General features: G+C 62.6%; 13 protein-coding genes. All 13 read left to right on the forward strand.

The genetic code is table 11. From position 1 onward, the window contains the following. Positions 1-135 precede the first annotated feature (135 nt). The 13 genes from YH63_RS22025 to YH63_RS09975 all read left to right on the forward strand — a co-directional run bounded on the left by YH63_RS22025 (position 136) and on the right by YH63_RS09975 (position 14,330). On the forward strand, positions 136-444 hold the full coding sequence (locus YH63_RS22025) for a hypothetical protein (RefSeq protein WP_083992588.1): 309 nt from the start codon (positions 136-138) through the stop codon (positions 442-444). 235 nt (positions 445-679) lie between these two features. Further along, positions 680-1,393: a protein TolQ gene (gene tolQ / locus YH63_RS09920; RefSeq protein ID WP_046829619.1), complete on the forward strand. Its 714-nt coding sequence runs from the start codon at positions 680-682 to the stop codon at positions 1,391-1,393. 37 nt (positions 1,394-1,430) lie between these two features. Beyond that, positions 1,431-1,883 carry a protein TolR gene (tolR, locus tag YH63_RS09925; RefSeq protein WP_046827748.1) on the forward strand — a complete coding sequence of 151 codons (453 nt, stop codon included), beginning with the start codon at positions 1,431-1,433 and terminating at the stop codon, positions 1,881-1,883. A 1-nt stretch (position 1,884) separates the two neighbouring features. Next, a complete protein-coding gene (locus YH63_RS09930) occupies positions 1,885-2,826 on the forward strand; it encodes a cell envelope integrity protein TolA (RefSeq protein ID WP_046827747.1) in 942 nt (313 codons plus the stop codon). 155 nt (positions 2,827-2,981) lie between these two features. After that, complete coding sequence (tolB, locus tag YH63_RS09935; protein WP_137325301.1) at positions 2,982-4,319, forward strand: Tol-Pal system beta propeller repeat protein TolB; 1,338 nt, start codon at positions 2,982-2,984, stop codon at positions 4,317-4,319. 184 nt (positions 4,320-4,503) lie between these two features. Continuing rightward, positions 4,504-6,819, forward strand: coding sequence for a putative bifunctional diguanylate cyclase/phosphodiesterase (locus YH63_RS09940; protein ID WP_046827745.1), 2,316 nt, complete (start codon positions 4,504-4,506; stop codon positions 6,817-6,819). 179 nt (positions 6,820-6,998) lie between these two features. After that, positions 6,999-7,748, forward strand: a complete 750-nt coding sequence (locus tag YH63_RS09945) for an N-acyl amino acid synthase FeeM domain-containing protein (protein WP_046829618.1) — start codon at positions 6,999-7,001, stop codon at positions 7,746-7,748. A 264-nt stretch (positions 7,749-8,012) separates the two neighbouring features. Further along, a complete protein-coding gene (gene pal / locus YH63_RS09950; protein ID WP_019195469.1) occupies positions 8,013-8,504 on the forward strand; it encodes a peptidoglycan-associated lipoprotein Pal in 492 nt (163 codons plus the stop codon). Positions 8,505-8,640: 136 nt separating this feature from the next. Then, positions 8,641-9,651, forward strand: a complete 1,011-nt coding sequence (gene ybgF / locus YH63_RS09955) for a tol-pal system protein YbgF (RefSeq protein WP_046827744.1) — start codon at positions 8,641-8,643, stop codon at positions 9,649-9,651. 211 nt (positions 9,652-9,862) lie between these two features. After that, complete coding sequence (gene tilS / locus YH63_RS09960) at positions 9,863-10,915, forward strand: tRNA lysidine(34) synthetase TilS (protein ID WP_046827743.1); 1,053 nt, start codon at positions 9,863-9,865, stop codon at positions 10,913-10,915. Between the two features lie 223 nt (positions 10,916-11,138). After that, complete coding sequence (gene ftsH, locus YH63_RS09965) at positions 11,139-13,055, forward strand: ATP-dependent zinc metalloprotease FtsH (RefSeq protein WP_046827742.1); 1,917 nt, start codon at positions 11,139-11,141, stop codon at positions 13,053-13,055. Positions 13,056-13,245: 190 nt separating this feature from the next. Continuing rightward, positions 13,246-14,016: an AzlC family ABC transporter permease gene (locus YH63_RS09970; protein ID WP_046827741.1), complete on the forward strand. Its 771-nt coding sequence runs from the start codon at positions 13,246-13,248 to the stop codon at positions 14,014-14,016. Further along, positions 14,013-14,330, forward strand: a complete 318-nt coding sequence (locus YH63_RS09975) for an AzlD family protein (protein WP_046827740.1) — start codon at positions 14,013-14,015, stop codon at positions 14,328-14,330. Before YH63_RS09970 ends, YH63_RS09975 begins: the two co-directional genes overlap by 4 nt. The last annotated feature ends 31 nt before the right edge of the window (positions 14,331-14,361 follow it).

The raw sequence follows: 14,361 nt of genomic DNA on the forward strand, positions 1-14,361 counted from the left end.
GCGATTTGCCGTGGCGCTTTGACCTCGTGCGCTGAGTGCAGAGTGCGCAACACGGGCGTACATCGCCTCTCAATCCGCCTGTCATAGTCCATCAGTTTCGGCCCTTCAGTGGGGGCGCGGCCCTTCGGAGAGATCATGCCTGCGACTATGCAGCATTCATTTGCCTTGCCTGTGGCGGCGCTCGCCTGGCTTGGCCGTCAGGGCGCGCGCGCAATTGCGGCGCTGGTTTTCATCGGCATCGCCGTTCCACAGCTCGGCGTCCTGGCTGTACTTCGCGCTGGCCCAGTTCCCGATTTACGTCTCTCCGCAACTGCTCAAACCGCTGGTGCGGCGGCTGCGGGGCACTGCCGCGCCCTCGCCATGATCCGGGCCGGAACCGGCCGTCCCGCTGCGCTACAGGGCTGGTTTCGAGGGCATTTTCGGGCCTTGAATGGCCAGCGGTAACTCCGCCTTAACCCTGATTAGCGTTTGGTTATATGGGCTGACAGCCCTCGTTTTGACACGTTAGCAGGGGATTCAGGACCCGGCCTTGGGACAGGCCATCCCACGCGACACGAGACCGGAACGGGGCGATCGGCAGCGTTAGCGTTTTCGCTGCGACGGTCGTCGCTTGGCGGCGGCCATGACCAGCCGCCGTTCGCGCGTGAAACAGGACAATCGCCTTGAGAGGATACCGATCATGAATCCAGCAGACGTAGCGCAGTCGGCCTTGCCGTTGGCATCCGCTGACGTGTCGCTGATCTCGCTGTTCTGGCATGCGCACTTCGTCGTCAAAACGATCATGCTCGGCCTGCTGGCCTGTTCGGTGTGGGTGTGGGCCATCGCGATCGACAAAATGCTGCTTTACGCGCGCACCAAGAAGGCCATGGACCGCTTCGAGCAGGCATTCTGGTCGGGTCAGTCGATTGACGAACTGTACCGCGCGCTGGCCGCGAAGCCGACGCAATCGATGGCGGCTCTGTTCGTGGCCGCGATGCGCGAGTGGAAGCGCTCGTTCGAGAGCCAGTCGCGCTCCTTTGCAGGTCTGCAGATGCGGATCGACAAGGTGATGAGCGTGTCGATCGCCCGCGAGGTCGAGCGGCTGGACCGGCGGTTGCTGGTGCTGGCGACGGTCGGCTCCGCAAGCCCGTTCGTCGGCCTGTTCGGCACCGTCTGGGGCATCATGTCGAGCTTCCAGTCCATTGCCGCCTCGAAAAACACCTCGCTTGCAGTGGTCGCCCCCGGCATCGCCGAGGCGCTATTTGCCACCGCCATCGGCCTGATCGCCGCAATTCCGGCGACAATTTTCTACAATAAGTTCACCTCGGAGGTGAACCGGCAGGCCCAGCGGCTTGAAGGGTTCGCCGACGAGTTTTCGGCGATCCTGTCGCGCCAGATCGACGAGCGCGCGTGAAGGTGAGCGGCTTGAACTACGGCTTGGGATATTCGACATGGGCATGAGCATCGGGGGCGGTTCGAGCGGTGGTGGACGCCGTCACTACCGCCGCGCCAACGTCATGGCCGAGATCAACGTCACGCCCATGGTGGACGTGATGCTGGTGCTGCTCATCATCTTCATGGTGTCGGCGCCGTTGCTGACGGTCGGCGTGCCGCTCGATCTGCCGCAGACCGCGGCCAAGAGCCTCGATCAGGACAAGGAGCCGCTGACCCTCTCGGTGCAACTCACCGGCAAGGTGTTTCTCAACAACACCGAGATCCCGATGAACGAACTGGTGCCGAAATTGACCGCTGTTACCCAGGCGCGTGGCGGCCTGGATGAACGTATCTTTGTTCGCGGCGACACAAAGGTGGATTACGGTACGGTGATGCGCGTGATGGGACGCCTGTCCGCCGCAGGGTTCAAGCGCGTAGCTCTGGTGACCGAGGTCGAGCAGGGAAACTGACGTGAAGATCGACAAGACCGTAGCAGCGTCTGTCGCTTTGCATGCCCTGGTGATCGGCTGGGGCATGGTCTCGTTCTCGACCAGGGCCTACGAGTCGATGCCGGAGGATTCGGTTCCGGTTGACATCATTTCCGCCGACCAGTTCGCCAAGGCGATGGCGGGCATGAAAACCGGCAAGAAGGAAAATCCGAAGCCGATGGTGGAGAAGGTCGCCGAGCCCAAACCGCCGGTGGATGACGCTGTGGGCAAGATCGACGACAAGAAGCCGCCGGTCGTCACCGAGGCGGCGCCGCCGCCCACACCCAAGCCTGAGGAAAAGCCGGTCGAGAAAAAGCCCGATCCGCCGAAGCCTGTGGTCGAGCACAAGCCGAAAGACGAGCCGAAGCCGGCCGAGAAAAAAATCGAGCAGCCGAAGGTTGATCCGATCGCCGAGGCGCTGAAGAAGGACGAAAGCAAGAAGCCGCCGCCGCCGAAGCCTCAGGCCAAGGCCACGCCGCCTGAGCCGCAAAAGCAGAAGGCCGAGCGCACCTTCGATCAGTCGAAGATCGCAGCCCTGCTCGACAAACGCGATCCGTCGCGCGAATCCATCACCGGCGCAGCGTTGAATTCGCAGGCCGCACTCGGCACGGCCAGGGGCAAGGCCGCCGACAACTCCGCGACCTGGGGCGCGATGTTCCGTCAGCAGGTGGAGCGGTGCTGGAAGAAGCCGTACGGCGGCGTCGAGGCGCAGAAGGTCGAGGCTGTCTTCACCATCAAGCTGAAGCGTGACGGCACGCTGGAAGCCATGCCGGTGCCGTTGCCGGGCGGATCAAGCCCGTATTTCCGCGTTTATCAGGAGAGCGCGCAGCGCGCGATCATCGAGTGCCAGCCGTATAATCTGCCTGCGGCCTATTTCGACGAGTGGAAATTCTTCGAACCGGCATTTACCGAAAAATTTTCGTGATACGAAAAATCCCAGACATGCCCCCGAAAAGTGGAAGCCGGTTTTCGGAACAGGTCATGGCAAATTAAACGGCGACATCGCCAGAATGAAGTTTGGATAGCATGCGAGACTTGAATAACGAAGATCCGGACGAGTTGCAGGCCAGGTTACAGGCGATGATTGCGGCAGCCCCTTTGAAACTTTCACGCCGTCAGGTGATGTCGGGTGTCGCTTCCGCCGGCCTGCTGCTGGCGATGCCGGTCAGCAAGGCGCTGGCGCAGGCGCGCGTCACCGTCACCGAAGGCAACTTCCAGCCGATTCCGATTGCGATCCCGAACTTCGTTCCCGGCTCGCAGGGCGACGGCGAAGTCGCGGCCGGCATCGCGCAGGTCATCACCAACAATCTGAAGCGCAGCGGACTGTTCGCGCCAATCGATCAGGCTGCGTTCATCGAACGCATTTCCAATATCGACGTGCCGCCGCAGTTTGCGAGCTGGCGGCAGATCAATGCGCAGGCGCTGGTCACCGGCCGCGCCACGCGGCAGGGCGACGGCCGCCTCAAGGCTGAATTCCGGCTGTGGGACGTTCCACAGGCGCAGCAGCTCACCGGCCAGCAGTATTTCACGTCGCCGGAATCCTGGCGTCGCATCGCGCACATCATCTCTGACCAGATTTACGAACGTCTCACCGGCGAAAAGGGTTACTTCGACAGCCGCGTCGTGTTCGTCGACGAGACCGGTCCGAAGGACCGCCGGGTCAAGCGGCTTGCGATGATGGATCAGGACGGCGCCAACGTGCGTTATCTCACCCGTGGCGCGGATCTCGTGCTGACGCCGCGGTTCTCGCCGTCCACGCAGGAAATCACCTACATGGAATTCGGCAAGGGTGATCCACGCGTTTATCTGTTCAACGTCGAAACCGGTCAGCGCGAGATCGTCGGCAACTTCCCCGGCATGTCGTTCTCGCCGCGGTTCTCGCCTGACGGCCAGCGTATCGTCATGAGCATGCAGCAGGGCGGCAACTCGAACCTGTTCGTGATGGACCTGCGCTCCAAGTCGATGACGCGATTGACCGACACCCCGGCGATCGACACGTCGCCGTCCTATGCGCCTGATGGCGGGCGGATCTGTTTCGAGTCCGATCGCGGCGGCAAGCCTCAGATCTATGTGATGGGCGCGGGGGGAGGTGCGGCGCAGCGCATTTCCTTCGGCGAGGGTAGCTATTCGACGCCGGTATGGTCGCCGCGCGGCGACTACATCGCCTTCACCAAGCAGGGCGGCGGCCAGTTCTCCATCGGCATCATGAAGCCGGACGGTTCGGGCGAACGCATCCTCACCTCGGGTTACCACAATGAAGGGCCGACCTTTGCGCCGAATGGCCGCGTGGTGATGTTCTTCCGTGAAGCGGGCGGCGGGCCGTCGCTCTACACCGTGGATATTTCCGGCCGCAACGAGCAGAAGGTGCCGACGCCCGGCTTCGCATCCGATCCGGCCTGGTCGCCGCTGCTATCGTAAATGAAGCGTTAACGGACGTCGGGTTCGCCGCTTCGGTCGGCAACCCTTGCCTACTTTGATGAATTTGCAGGCAGATTTCGTTTCTTCACCGAGCGCGGCAACGTATCGGTAACGATGTTCGCTCAGAAAGACTTCATCTGCGGCGGGTAAAGCTGTGCGTTCAAAAGGACGTGCGCGCGCCCCTATGCAACTGATCAAACCACGACCGATCAATCGGGAAGAACTTCCACCGCGAATCTACGCGGCGCTGGTCGATTCGATGTGCCAGAATTCCTGGCCGATGCTGTTCGGGGCTATCTGTGCCGCCGCCGCGGCTTTGATGACGGCGCTCAAGACCGGCTACGCTCCGATCTGGCCGTGCGCACTGCTGATCATGACCATCGGTATCGCGCGCGCGATCCAGATGCGCAAATACGAGAAGCGCACCACGGTTCTTACCCCCGAACAGGCCGCCGATTTTGAACCGCGTTACATGGTCGGCGCGATGCTCTACGCCGGCGTGCTTGGACTCTGGTGCGCGGTGGTGCTGCTCGGCACTGACGATCCGATCGCCCACATGCTCTGTACGACGGTGACCATCGCCTATACCGGCGGCGGCGCTGCGCGCAATTACGGCCGCCCGCGTATCGTCCAGCTCCATATCCTGCTGTCCTGCGGGCCGATGTCCCTCGCGCTCGCCGTCCATGGCGATCCTTACCATATCGGGCTGGCGGGCCTGCTGGTGCTGTTTTTCCTCGGGTTGAAGGACATCAACCTGAGCCTGCACTCGATTTTCGTGAAGGCGCTGGAGGCCAGCGAACGCGAGGCGGCGATTGCCGCGCAGTTCGATACCGCGCTGAACAACATGCCGCATGGTCTTTGCATGTTTGATGCAACTGGCCGGCTTGCCGTTATGAACTATCGCTTCAACGACATGATGGGTTTGAAAGTCGATCTCATCAGGTCCGGGGCGTCCGCTGCCGATGTCGTCGCGGCCTGTCTAAAGGCCGGCACCGTCACCGCGGCCAGCGCCGACGCGATCATTTCCCAGACTGGAAAGAGCCAAAAGGCCGAGGTCGTCACGCTGTACTCCACGGGCTCCGAGGAGCATGCGCTGGCGTGGACCTTCCAGCCGATGGTGGACGGCGGCACCGTTGTCCTGGTGGAGGACATTACCGCGCGCCGGAATGCCGAGGCCAGGATCGGTCACATGGCGCGTTTCGACGAATTGACGGGACTGCCCAACCGCGTGCATTTCCGCGACGAAATCGGGCAGATGCTGGCGTCCGGCAATGGGCTGTCCGCGCTGCTGTTCATCGATCTCGATCAGTTCAAGCAGGTCAACGATACGCTCGGCCATCCGAGCGGCGACAAGCTGCTGTGCGCGGTCACGGCGCGACTTCGGCGGCTGCTGCGGCCTGAGGATTTCGTGGCGCGGTTCGGCGGCGATGAATTCGTTGTGTTCCAGCGCGGGCTTCAGTCCACGGAGGATGCCGCATCGCTGGCGCGCAGAATCGTCGAGCGTCTCAGCGAGCGCTACGAGATCGATCATCATCTGGTCGAGATCGGCGCCAGCATCGGCATCGCGATGACGTCGCCCGATGCCAGCGTCGACGTTCTGTTGAAGAACGCCGACATGGCGCTGTATCGCGCCAAGGCCGATGGCCGCGGCACCTACTGCTTCTTCCGCGATGAGATGGCGCACACCGTCGAAACGCGGCGCGTGCTTGAACTGGATCTGCGTCATGCGCTCGCGCATGAGGAGTTCGAGCTGTACTATCAGCCGCTGGTCAATCTCAAATCGGGCCGCATTTCGACCTGCGAAGCGCTGCTGCGCTGGAATCATCCGACGCGCGGCGCGGTTTCCCCGGCCGACATCATTCCGGTTGTCGAGGACATGGGCCTTGTCGTGGACCTCGGCCGATGGATTCTGCGCAAGGCCTGCATGGAATGCATGAAGTGGCCGGATCCGGTCAGCGTCGCGGTCAATTTCTCGCCGCAGCAATTCCATCAACGCGACGTCATGACCGAGGTGCGCTATGCGCTCGAGGTGTCCGGCCTGCCGGCGCATCGGCTGGAAATTGAAATCACCGAGTCATCGTTGTTGCGAAACACGCAATGGACCCTCGACGTGCTGTCGCAACTGCGCGAGGCGGGGGTTCGCATTTCGCTCGACGATTTCGGCACCGGATACTCGAGCCTGAGCTATCTGCATAACTTCCCGCTTCAGAAGGTGAAGATCGACCGCTCGTTCCTCGAAGATATCGGCAGTAGCCATCGGCCGTTGACGCTGCTGCGCGGCGTCGCACGCCTCAGCGCAGATCTCGGCATGTCGGTCGTCGTCGAGGGCATCGAAACCAACGAGCAGCTCGAACTCATCAGCGCCGAAGGAACGGTCACCGAAGCGCAGGGCTTCCTGTTCAGTCGTCCGGTTCCTGCGCCCCGCGTGCGTGAGCTGTTGAAGGCATCGCACGGTGCCTCGACTAAGGGTGTCATTCCGCTGCGGCAGACATTGCGCTGATATTCGCCCCGGCGATCCACACGCCTTCTTCATCCGACATGGCCGCAATGCAGGTAACAGCTTTGATCGTTGACACGGGTTAAGGTTAACTCCTGCAACACTTTGCGATTTTGTTAAGAAGGTATTAACCTCTGTTCATGTGGCGCGGTACTGTCGTATCGCTCGTCGGAGCATCGAAAATGGTCTCTGCTGTCCGAACGACCGGCCGTTCGTCGGAACGGTTAAGCTATCCGCTCGAAGCCGTTGATTATAAACTTGCCGAAACCCAAGCCGACAAAGAACAGGTCTATCGTCTGCGTTATCGCGCCTACCTGCGCGAAGGGACGATCGAGCCCAACGCAGCGCAGATGGTTCAGGACCAGTACGACGAGCTTCCGAACTCCTGGAACTTCGGTGTGTACCGCGATGGCGTGTTGATGAGCTCGCTGAGGATCACCGTGTCCTCGCCGGAAATGCCGACCTGTCCGTCGCTTGGGGTATTTCCCGATTTGCTCGAGCCCGAAATCGACAAGGGGCGTGTGCTGGTGGATCCGACGCGGTTCGTTGCGGACCCCGATCGTGAAGCTCGCTGCCCCGAGTTGCCCTACATCACGCTGCGCCTTGCCTATATGGCCTGCGAGTATTTTGCGGCGGATATCGGACTGGCGAGCGTTCGCGCCGAGCATCAGGCATTCTACCGCCGCGTGTTCCTGCACAAGTCGATCAGCGAGCCGCGGGACTATCCCAGTCTCACCAAGCCAATCTGTCTGATGGCGGTCGATTATCCGGCGATGCGCGAACGGGTTTACGAGCGCTATCCCTATTTCCGCTCAAGCTTCTTCGAGCGGCGCAAGCTGTTCGAGCGCAGCCAGTCGCCGATGGAAGCCGCACCGGTTCTCACCCTGCCGCAGTTTCCGTTCGCGCAGGCGACCATCGCCCCGCGGGCCTGAGGCGTCTCCAGCAGGAGATTTCCGCGAAACAGCCGGAATCCCTATCAAATAAAGGGCTCCAGCCAGTGGCTGGGGCCCTTTTTGCCTGGCGCATTCACCGTCGCGCCATATTCATCCCGCATTAACCATCGGCATCGGTTTTGCCGGATGTGTGGCATTTGAGCGTGTCCGGCAACGCCTCATCAAGGTTGACGGAACGTTCGCTTAACCAAGCCGCTGTAGACCGGACCAGTCCTTTACTAACCAGAGCGTGGAGGCTCCGGAATGAAACATCAGATGCGTATCCTCCAGGGATTGAAGCTGGCTGCGGTCTTGGCTGTGGCGCTTTCAATGGGCGCTTGCGCCAACAAAACCGGAGTCGGCGGCGATGCCATGGCGAGCGCGGCGGTGCCGGGCAGCCAGCAGGATTTCGTGGTCAATGTCGGCGACCGCGTGTTCTTCGAGAGCGATCAGACCGAACTGTCGCCGCAGGCCATCGCGACCCTCGACAAGCAGGCGCAGTGGCTGCAGCAGTACAACCGCTATGCCTTCACGATCGAAGGTCACGCCGACGAGCGCGGCACCCGCGAGTACAACATCGCGCTCGGCGCAAAGCGCGCGCAGTCGGTTCGCAGCTTCCTCGCGTCGCGCGGCATCGATCCCGGCCGCATGCGGACGATCTCCTACGGCAAGGAACGTCCGGTCGCGGTCTGTAATGACATCTCGTGCTGGTCGCAGAACCGCCGCGCCGTGACCGTGCTGAACGCCAGTTCGTAGGAACGTCGTTGAGAGCCCTTTGAAAACGGCGCCTGCGGGCGCCGTTTTTGTTTTGTCGGCCCTGTCGTCAGCCACATTTTTGGCGTACTGAAACCGACAATGTTGTTCGCGAAACCGCTTTATTCGCCGGGTCAAAATGTCATCCAGATTTCAAATTCTCGTCTGTGCGGTGCTCGCGTCCGCTCCCGTGTGGCTGTCTGCCGGCGCGTCCGCCCAGCAGGACATTGATCCTGAACTCCGCATCGAGCGGCTGGAAAACCAGCTGCGCACGCTGACCGGACAGAACGAGGAATTGCAGTACCGCAACCGCCAGCTCGAGGAGCAGTTGCGGGCGCTCCAGGGCGGACAACCGGCGCAGCCTGGTCAGGCCGCCGCGCCGCGACCCGTAGCGCCAAACGTCGCTGTCGCGCCGCAGCCTCAGCCCAATGCAGGGTATCAGCCAAATCCCGGTTATCAGCCGCCGCCCGCCAGCGGTCCGGCGCCTGCGGTAATTGCGGCGCCCGTCGCCAGCAGTGGTCGTCGTGGCGATGCTTTCGATCCGAGCAAGAACCCCAGTGCGCCGGGTGTGCCGCGCGCGCTCGGCGGAGGTCAGGCGCCGCTGGCCGAAGGTCCGATCGGTGCGCCGGGCGGCCGTGATGCAGGCGAACCGCTCGATCTGTCGAATGTCGGCAATTCGCGTGATCCCAACCGTGCGCCGGTCCAGCAACGCCCGGTGCTGCCGGCTCCGAACACGACGGCATCTCTCACAACGTTGCCGCCGTCGGCGACGCCGCGCGACGAGTTCGATCTCGGTATCGGCTACATCCAGCGCAAGGACTACGCGCTCGCCGAAGAGACGCTGCGGAATTTCGCCCAGAAATATCCGACCGATGCGCTGTTGCCGGATTCGCAATACTGGCTCGGCGAGAGCCTCTACCAGCGGCAGAAGTATCGCGACGCGGCCGAAGTGTTTCTTGGCGTGACCACGAAGTACGACACCTCGGCGAAAGCGCCGGACTCGCTGTTGCGTCTTGGCCAGTCGCTTGCGGCACTCAAGGAAAAGGAAGCCGCCTGCGCCGCGTTCGGTGAAATCACCCGGAAATATCCCCGTGCCTCGAACGGGGTGAAGCAGGGCGTCGGCCGCGAGCAAAAGCGCGTTGGCTGCTGAGGATAATCCGCCTTCAAGGGATGGAGTATTTTCGTCATGGCCGGGCGTCGTCCCGGCCATCCACGTCTTTGCAACGCCAGCAAGTAAGACGTGGATGCCCGCGACAAGCGCGGGCATGACGAGTTTATAAGTTTCGAAACGGCCCGAGCGACTTCGCACCGTTTTTGGGGCATGATCCCGCTAAACAAATCCGGACGTCCGGACGAATATCATGCCCAGGCCAGAAGAATCTCCCATCGTCAGCGCTGCCGAAGCCCGGAACCTGTTTTTCGAATGGAGGAGCGCGCCGGCGCTTGTGCTGGCGGTCTCCGGCGGTCCGGATTCGCTGGCCTTGATGTGGCTCGCCGCGCGCTGGCGGCGCGCGCTGAAAAAAGGTCCGCGTCTCGTTGCGGTCACGGTCGATCACGGCCTGCGCAAGGAGGCTGCGCGCGAGGCGCGCGACGTCAGGCAACTCGCCAAGGCGCTGGATGTCGAACACCGGACGCTGCGGTGGCGGGGCGAAAAGCCGAAAACCGGATTGCCGTCGGCGGCGCGAGAGGCGCGCTATCGATTGCTTGCGCGTGCCGCGCGGAGTTGCGGAGCATCGCATGTCTTCACCGCCCATACCCGGGACGATCAGGCCGAGACCGTCATCATGCGGCTGTCGCGCGGCAGCGGCATCGCCGGACTGGCGGCGATGGCGCGGCAATCGGATCGCGATGGCGTGGTTCTGGCGCGGCCATTTCTGGATGTGCCGAAGTCGCGGCTCGTCGCTACGCTCGCGAAAGCCGGCGTCGCGTTCGCCGACGATCCGACCAATCACGATCCGCGCTTCACGCGGCCGCGATTGCGCGCGCTGATGCCGGCGCTCGCGGCGGAAGGCGCCGATGCGCGCGGTCTGGTGCGTCTGGCGGCGCGTCTTGCCCGCGCCAATGCCGCGCTCGATGTCATGACCGACGGCGCGGAGCGGTATCTGGCCAGCATCGATGGAGTGAGTTCTGTGGCAGGGTTCGACCTCGCGGCGTTCTCGGCATTGACCGACGAAATCCGGGTGCGGCTCCTGATGCGCACGATCAACCGCGTCGGTCACGAAGGACCGGCCGAACTCGGCAAGGTCGAGGCGCTGCTGCAGGCGATGGATCAGGCTGTAACAGCGGGAAAGTCCGTCGTCGGGCGCATCCGGCTGAAGCAGACGCTGGCCGGTGCTGTCATCAGCATCCAGAGTAACCGTATCCAGATCGCGCCAGCGCCGCCGCGGGGCCGGCGCAAGGCTGGATTGCTTTAATAGGGCTGGTTTGCCTTAACCACTGTTGAAACAGCCGCGCCAAACCGCCCTTATTTCACCCGGAATGGCATTAAGATGCGTTAAATAGTCCCGCGAGGTTCCCTTGGCATCAGGGGGCCCCGCACCTAGATTGTAATGCAACCGGCACCGAAAACGTGTTGCAGACCCAAGACTTGTTAGAAGAACATCAGGCCGCGATCCATGCGGCCACGAAGGAAGCCCAATGAACGCCAATCTGCGCAATTTCGCCCTCTGGGTCATTATCGTCTTGCTGCTGTTGGCATTATTCACGCTTTTCCAGAATCCGGGACAGCGGACTGCCTCCCAGGACATTTCATTCTCCCAGTTGTTGACCGAGGTCGATCAGAACCGCGTCCGTGACGTGGTCATCCAGGGACCGGACATCAACGGCACCTTCACCAACGGCTCGACCTTCCACACCTATGCGCCGAGCGATCCGACGTTGGTCAAGCGCCTGTACGACGGCAAGGTGTCGATCACCGCCAAGCCGCCGGGCGACAACGTGCCGTGGTTCGTGTCGCTGCTGGTGTCATGGTTGCCGTTCATCGCGCTGATCGGCGTGTGGGTCTTCCTGTCGCGCCAGATGCAGGGCGGCGCAGGTAAGGCGATGGGCTTCGGCAAGTCCCGCGCCAAGATGCTGACCGAGGCGCATGGCCGCGTGACGTTCGAGGACGTCGCGGGTGTCGATGAGGCCAAGCAGGATCTGCAGGAAATCGTCGAATTCCTGCGCGATCCCGGAAAATATCAGCGCCTCGGCGGACGGATTCCGCGCGGCGTGCTGCTGGTCGGACCTCCGGGCACCGGCAAAACCTTGATCGCGCGCGCGGTCGCCGGCGAAGCCAACGTGCCGTTCTTTACCATCTCCGGTTCCGACTTCGTCGAAATGTTCGTCGGCGTCGGTGCATCCCGCGTCCGCGACATGTTCGAGCAGGCGAAGAAGAATGCGCCGTGCATCATCTTCATCGACGAAATCGACGCGGTCGGCCGTCATCGCGGCGCCGGCCTTGGCGGCGGTAACGACGAGCGCGAACAGACCCTCAACCAGTTGCTGGTCGAGATGGATGGCTTCGAAGCCAATGAGGGCGTGATCCTCATTGCCGCGACCAACCGTCCCGACGTGCTCGATCCTGCGCTGCTGCGTCCCGGCCGCTTCGACCGTCAGGTCGTGGTGCCGAATCCCGACGTCGTCGGCCGCGAGCAGATCCTCAAGGTTCACGTCCGCAAGGTGCCGTTGGCGCCGGACATCAACCTCAAGACCATCGCACGCGGCACGCCCGGTTTCTCCGGCGCGGACCTGATGAACCTCGTCAACGAAGCCGCATTGACCGCCGCGCGCCGCAACAAGCGCATGGTCACGCAATCCGAGTTCGAAGAGGCCAAGGACAAGGTGATGATGGGCGCGGAGCGCAAGTCGCTCGTCATGACCGAGGAAGAGAAGATGCTGACGGCCTATCACGAAGGCGGCCACGCCATCGTCGGCCTCAACGTCATCGCGACCGATCCGATCCACAAGGCGACCATCATTCCGCGCGGCCGTGCGCTCGGCATGGTGATGCAGTTGCCGGAGCGCGACAAGCTGTCGATGTCGCTCGAACAGATGACCTCGCGTCTCGCCATCATGATGGGTGGCCGCGTCGCGGAAGAACTGATCTTCGGCAAGGAGAAGGTGACGTCGGGTGCGTCGTCCGACATCGAGCAGGCCACACGGCTTGCCCGCATGATGGTGACGCGCTGGGGCCTGTCGGAAGAACTCGGCACCGTGTCCTATGGCGAAAACCAGGACGAGGTGTTCCTCGGCATGTCGGTGTCACGCACCCAGAATGCCTCCGAGGCGACCGTTCAGAAGATCGACAAGGAAATCCGCCGCTTCGTTGAAGAGGGTTACAAGGAAGCGACGCGCATTCTCACCGAGAAGCGCGCCGATCTCGAAACCCTCGCCAAGGGTCTGCTTGAGTTCGAGACCCTGTCGGGCGACGAGATCACGGATCTTTTGAACGGCAAGAAGCCGAACCGCGAATCGGTTCTGGAGCCGACCGGTCCGCGCACCTCGGCGGTGCCGCCTGCCGGCAAGCCGCGTCCGCGTCCGGATGCCGGCCTCGAGCCGCAGCCGCAGGCATAAAGAACGAGACGATACGTTTGAGAAAGGCCGGTTCGTGAACCGGCCTTTTTCTTTTCACTTATGTCCGCGCTCCGCGCGGTCTGCATGGGCTTTTGCAGTTGCCCCCTTATCCAACATAGGTGGCAGCCAGATTGCTTGACCCTTCGCCGCAATCGCCGCACGCAGAGAAAATCTTCTTGCGGATGAATCGATGACCACCCCGACGACTCCAGACCATTTTCATGCGCCGGCCTACTGGTCGCGCAACGCCATCATGCCGGGCATCGTCGCCATCGCACCGATGCTGCCGGGCACGCTCGCCTTCGGCATGGCGTTCGGCGCACTTTGCGCGCAGAAGAATTTCACCCTCACCGAAGTGCAGGTGATGATGGCCTTCGTCTATGGCGGGCTGTCGCAGTTCGTCGCGGTGTCATCCTGGCCGGATACGCTGACGGTGTCGTCGATCGCAACGCTGGCGCTGCTGACCCTGACCGTCAACATCCGCTTCGCCCTGATGAGCGCCAGTCTCCGCCCCTGGTTCGGCACGCTGCCGGCGTGGCAGTCCTATCCGTCGATGCTGCTGGTCACCGACGGCGGCTGGCTCGCCGCCACGCGCTATCGCAATCACGGCGGGGCCGACGCATCGTTCTTCGTCAGCGGCGGCGTCGTGCTTTACGTTCTCTGGTTTGTGTCGTCGCTGCCGGGATATCTGCTCGCCGGGCAATTGAGCGACCCGAAGAAATACGGCGTCGATCTCGTGGTGCCGGCGTTTTATGCGGCGATGCTGGTACCGGCCTGGAAAGGTCCGCGGCGAGCGATCCCGTGGGCGGTGTCGGGTGCGGTGGCGCTCGCCGTGCACTGGCTGATGCCGGGCTGGTGGTTCATCATTGCAGGCGCTGTGTCGGGTGCGATCTGCGCCGGATTGATGGACGACCCGCCCACCGGCGACACACAAGCCCCGCAACACGGCGAGGCTGCATGAGCGAGTTCATGCGCTCCGATGTGATGATCGCATTCGCCGTGATGACGGCGGTGACGGTCGCTTCGCGTCTCGGCGGCTACTGGCTGATGGGTTACGTCAACGTCACCCCGCGCGTGCGACGGATGCTGGATGCGCTGCCGGGCTCGATCATTGTCGCAGCATCGCTGCCGGTCGCGGTCAATGGCGGCGCGGTCGTCCTGTTTGCCATCGGCGCGGCCGTCGCAATCACCATTATCCGGCGCAATGAGTTCGTCGCGGTGATCACCGGCATGGCGGTAGCCGCGCTGGCACGAGCGCTGGGATTCAGCGGCTGAAATTTCCCAATTTTTGCTGCACTGCGAATTT

This window comes from Afipia massiliensis (genome assembly GCF_001006325.2).
Classification (GTDB): domain Bacteria; phylum Pseudomonadota; class Alphaproteobacteria; order Rhizobiales; family Xanthobacteraceae; genus Afipia; species Afipia massiliensis_A.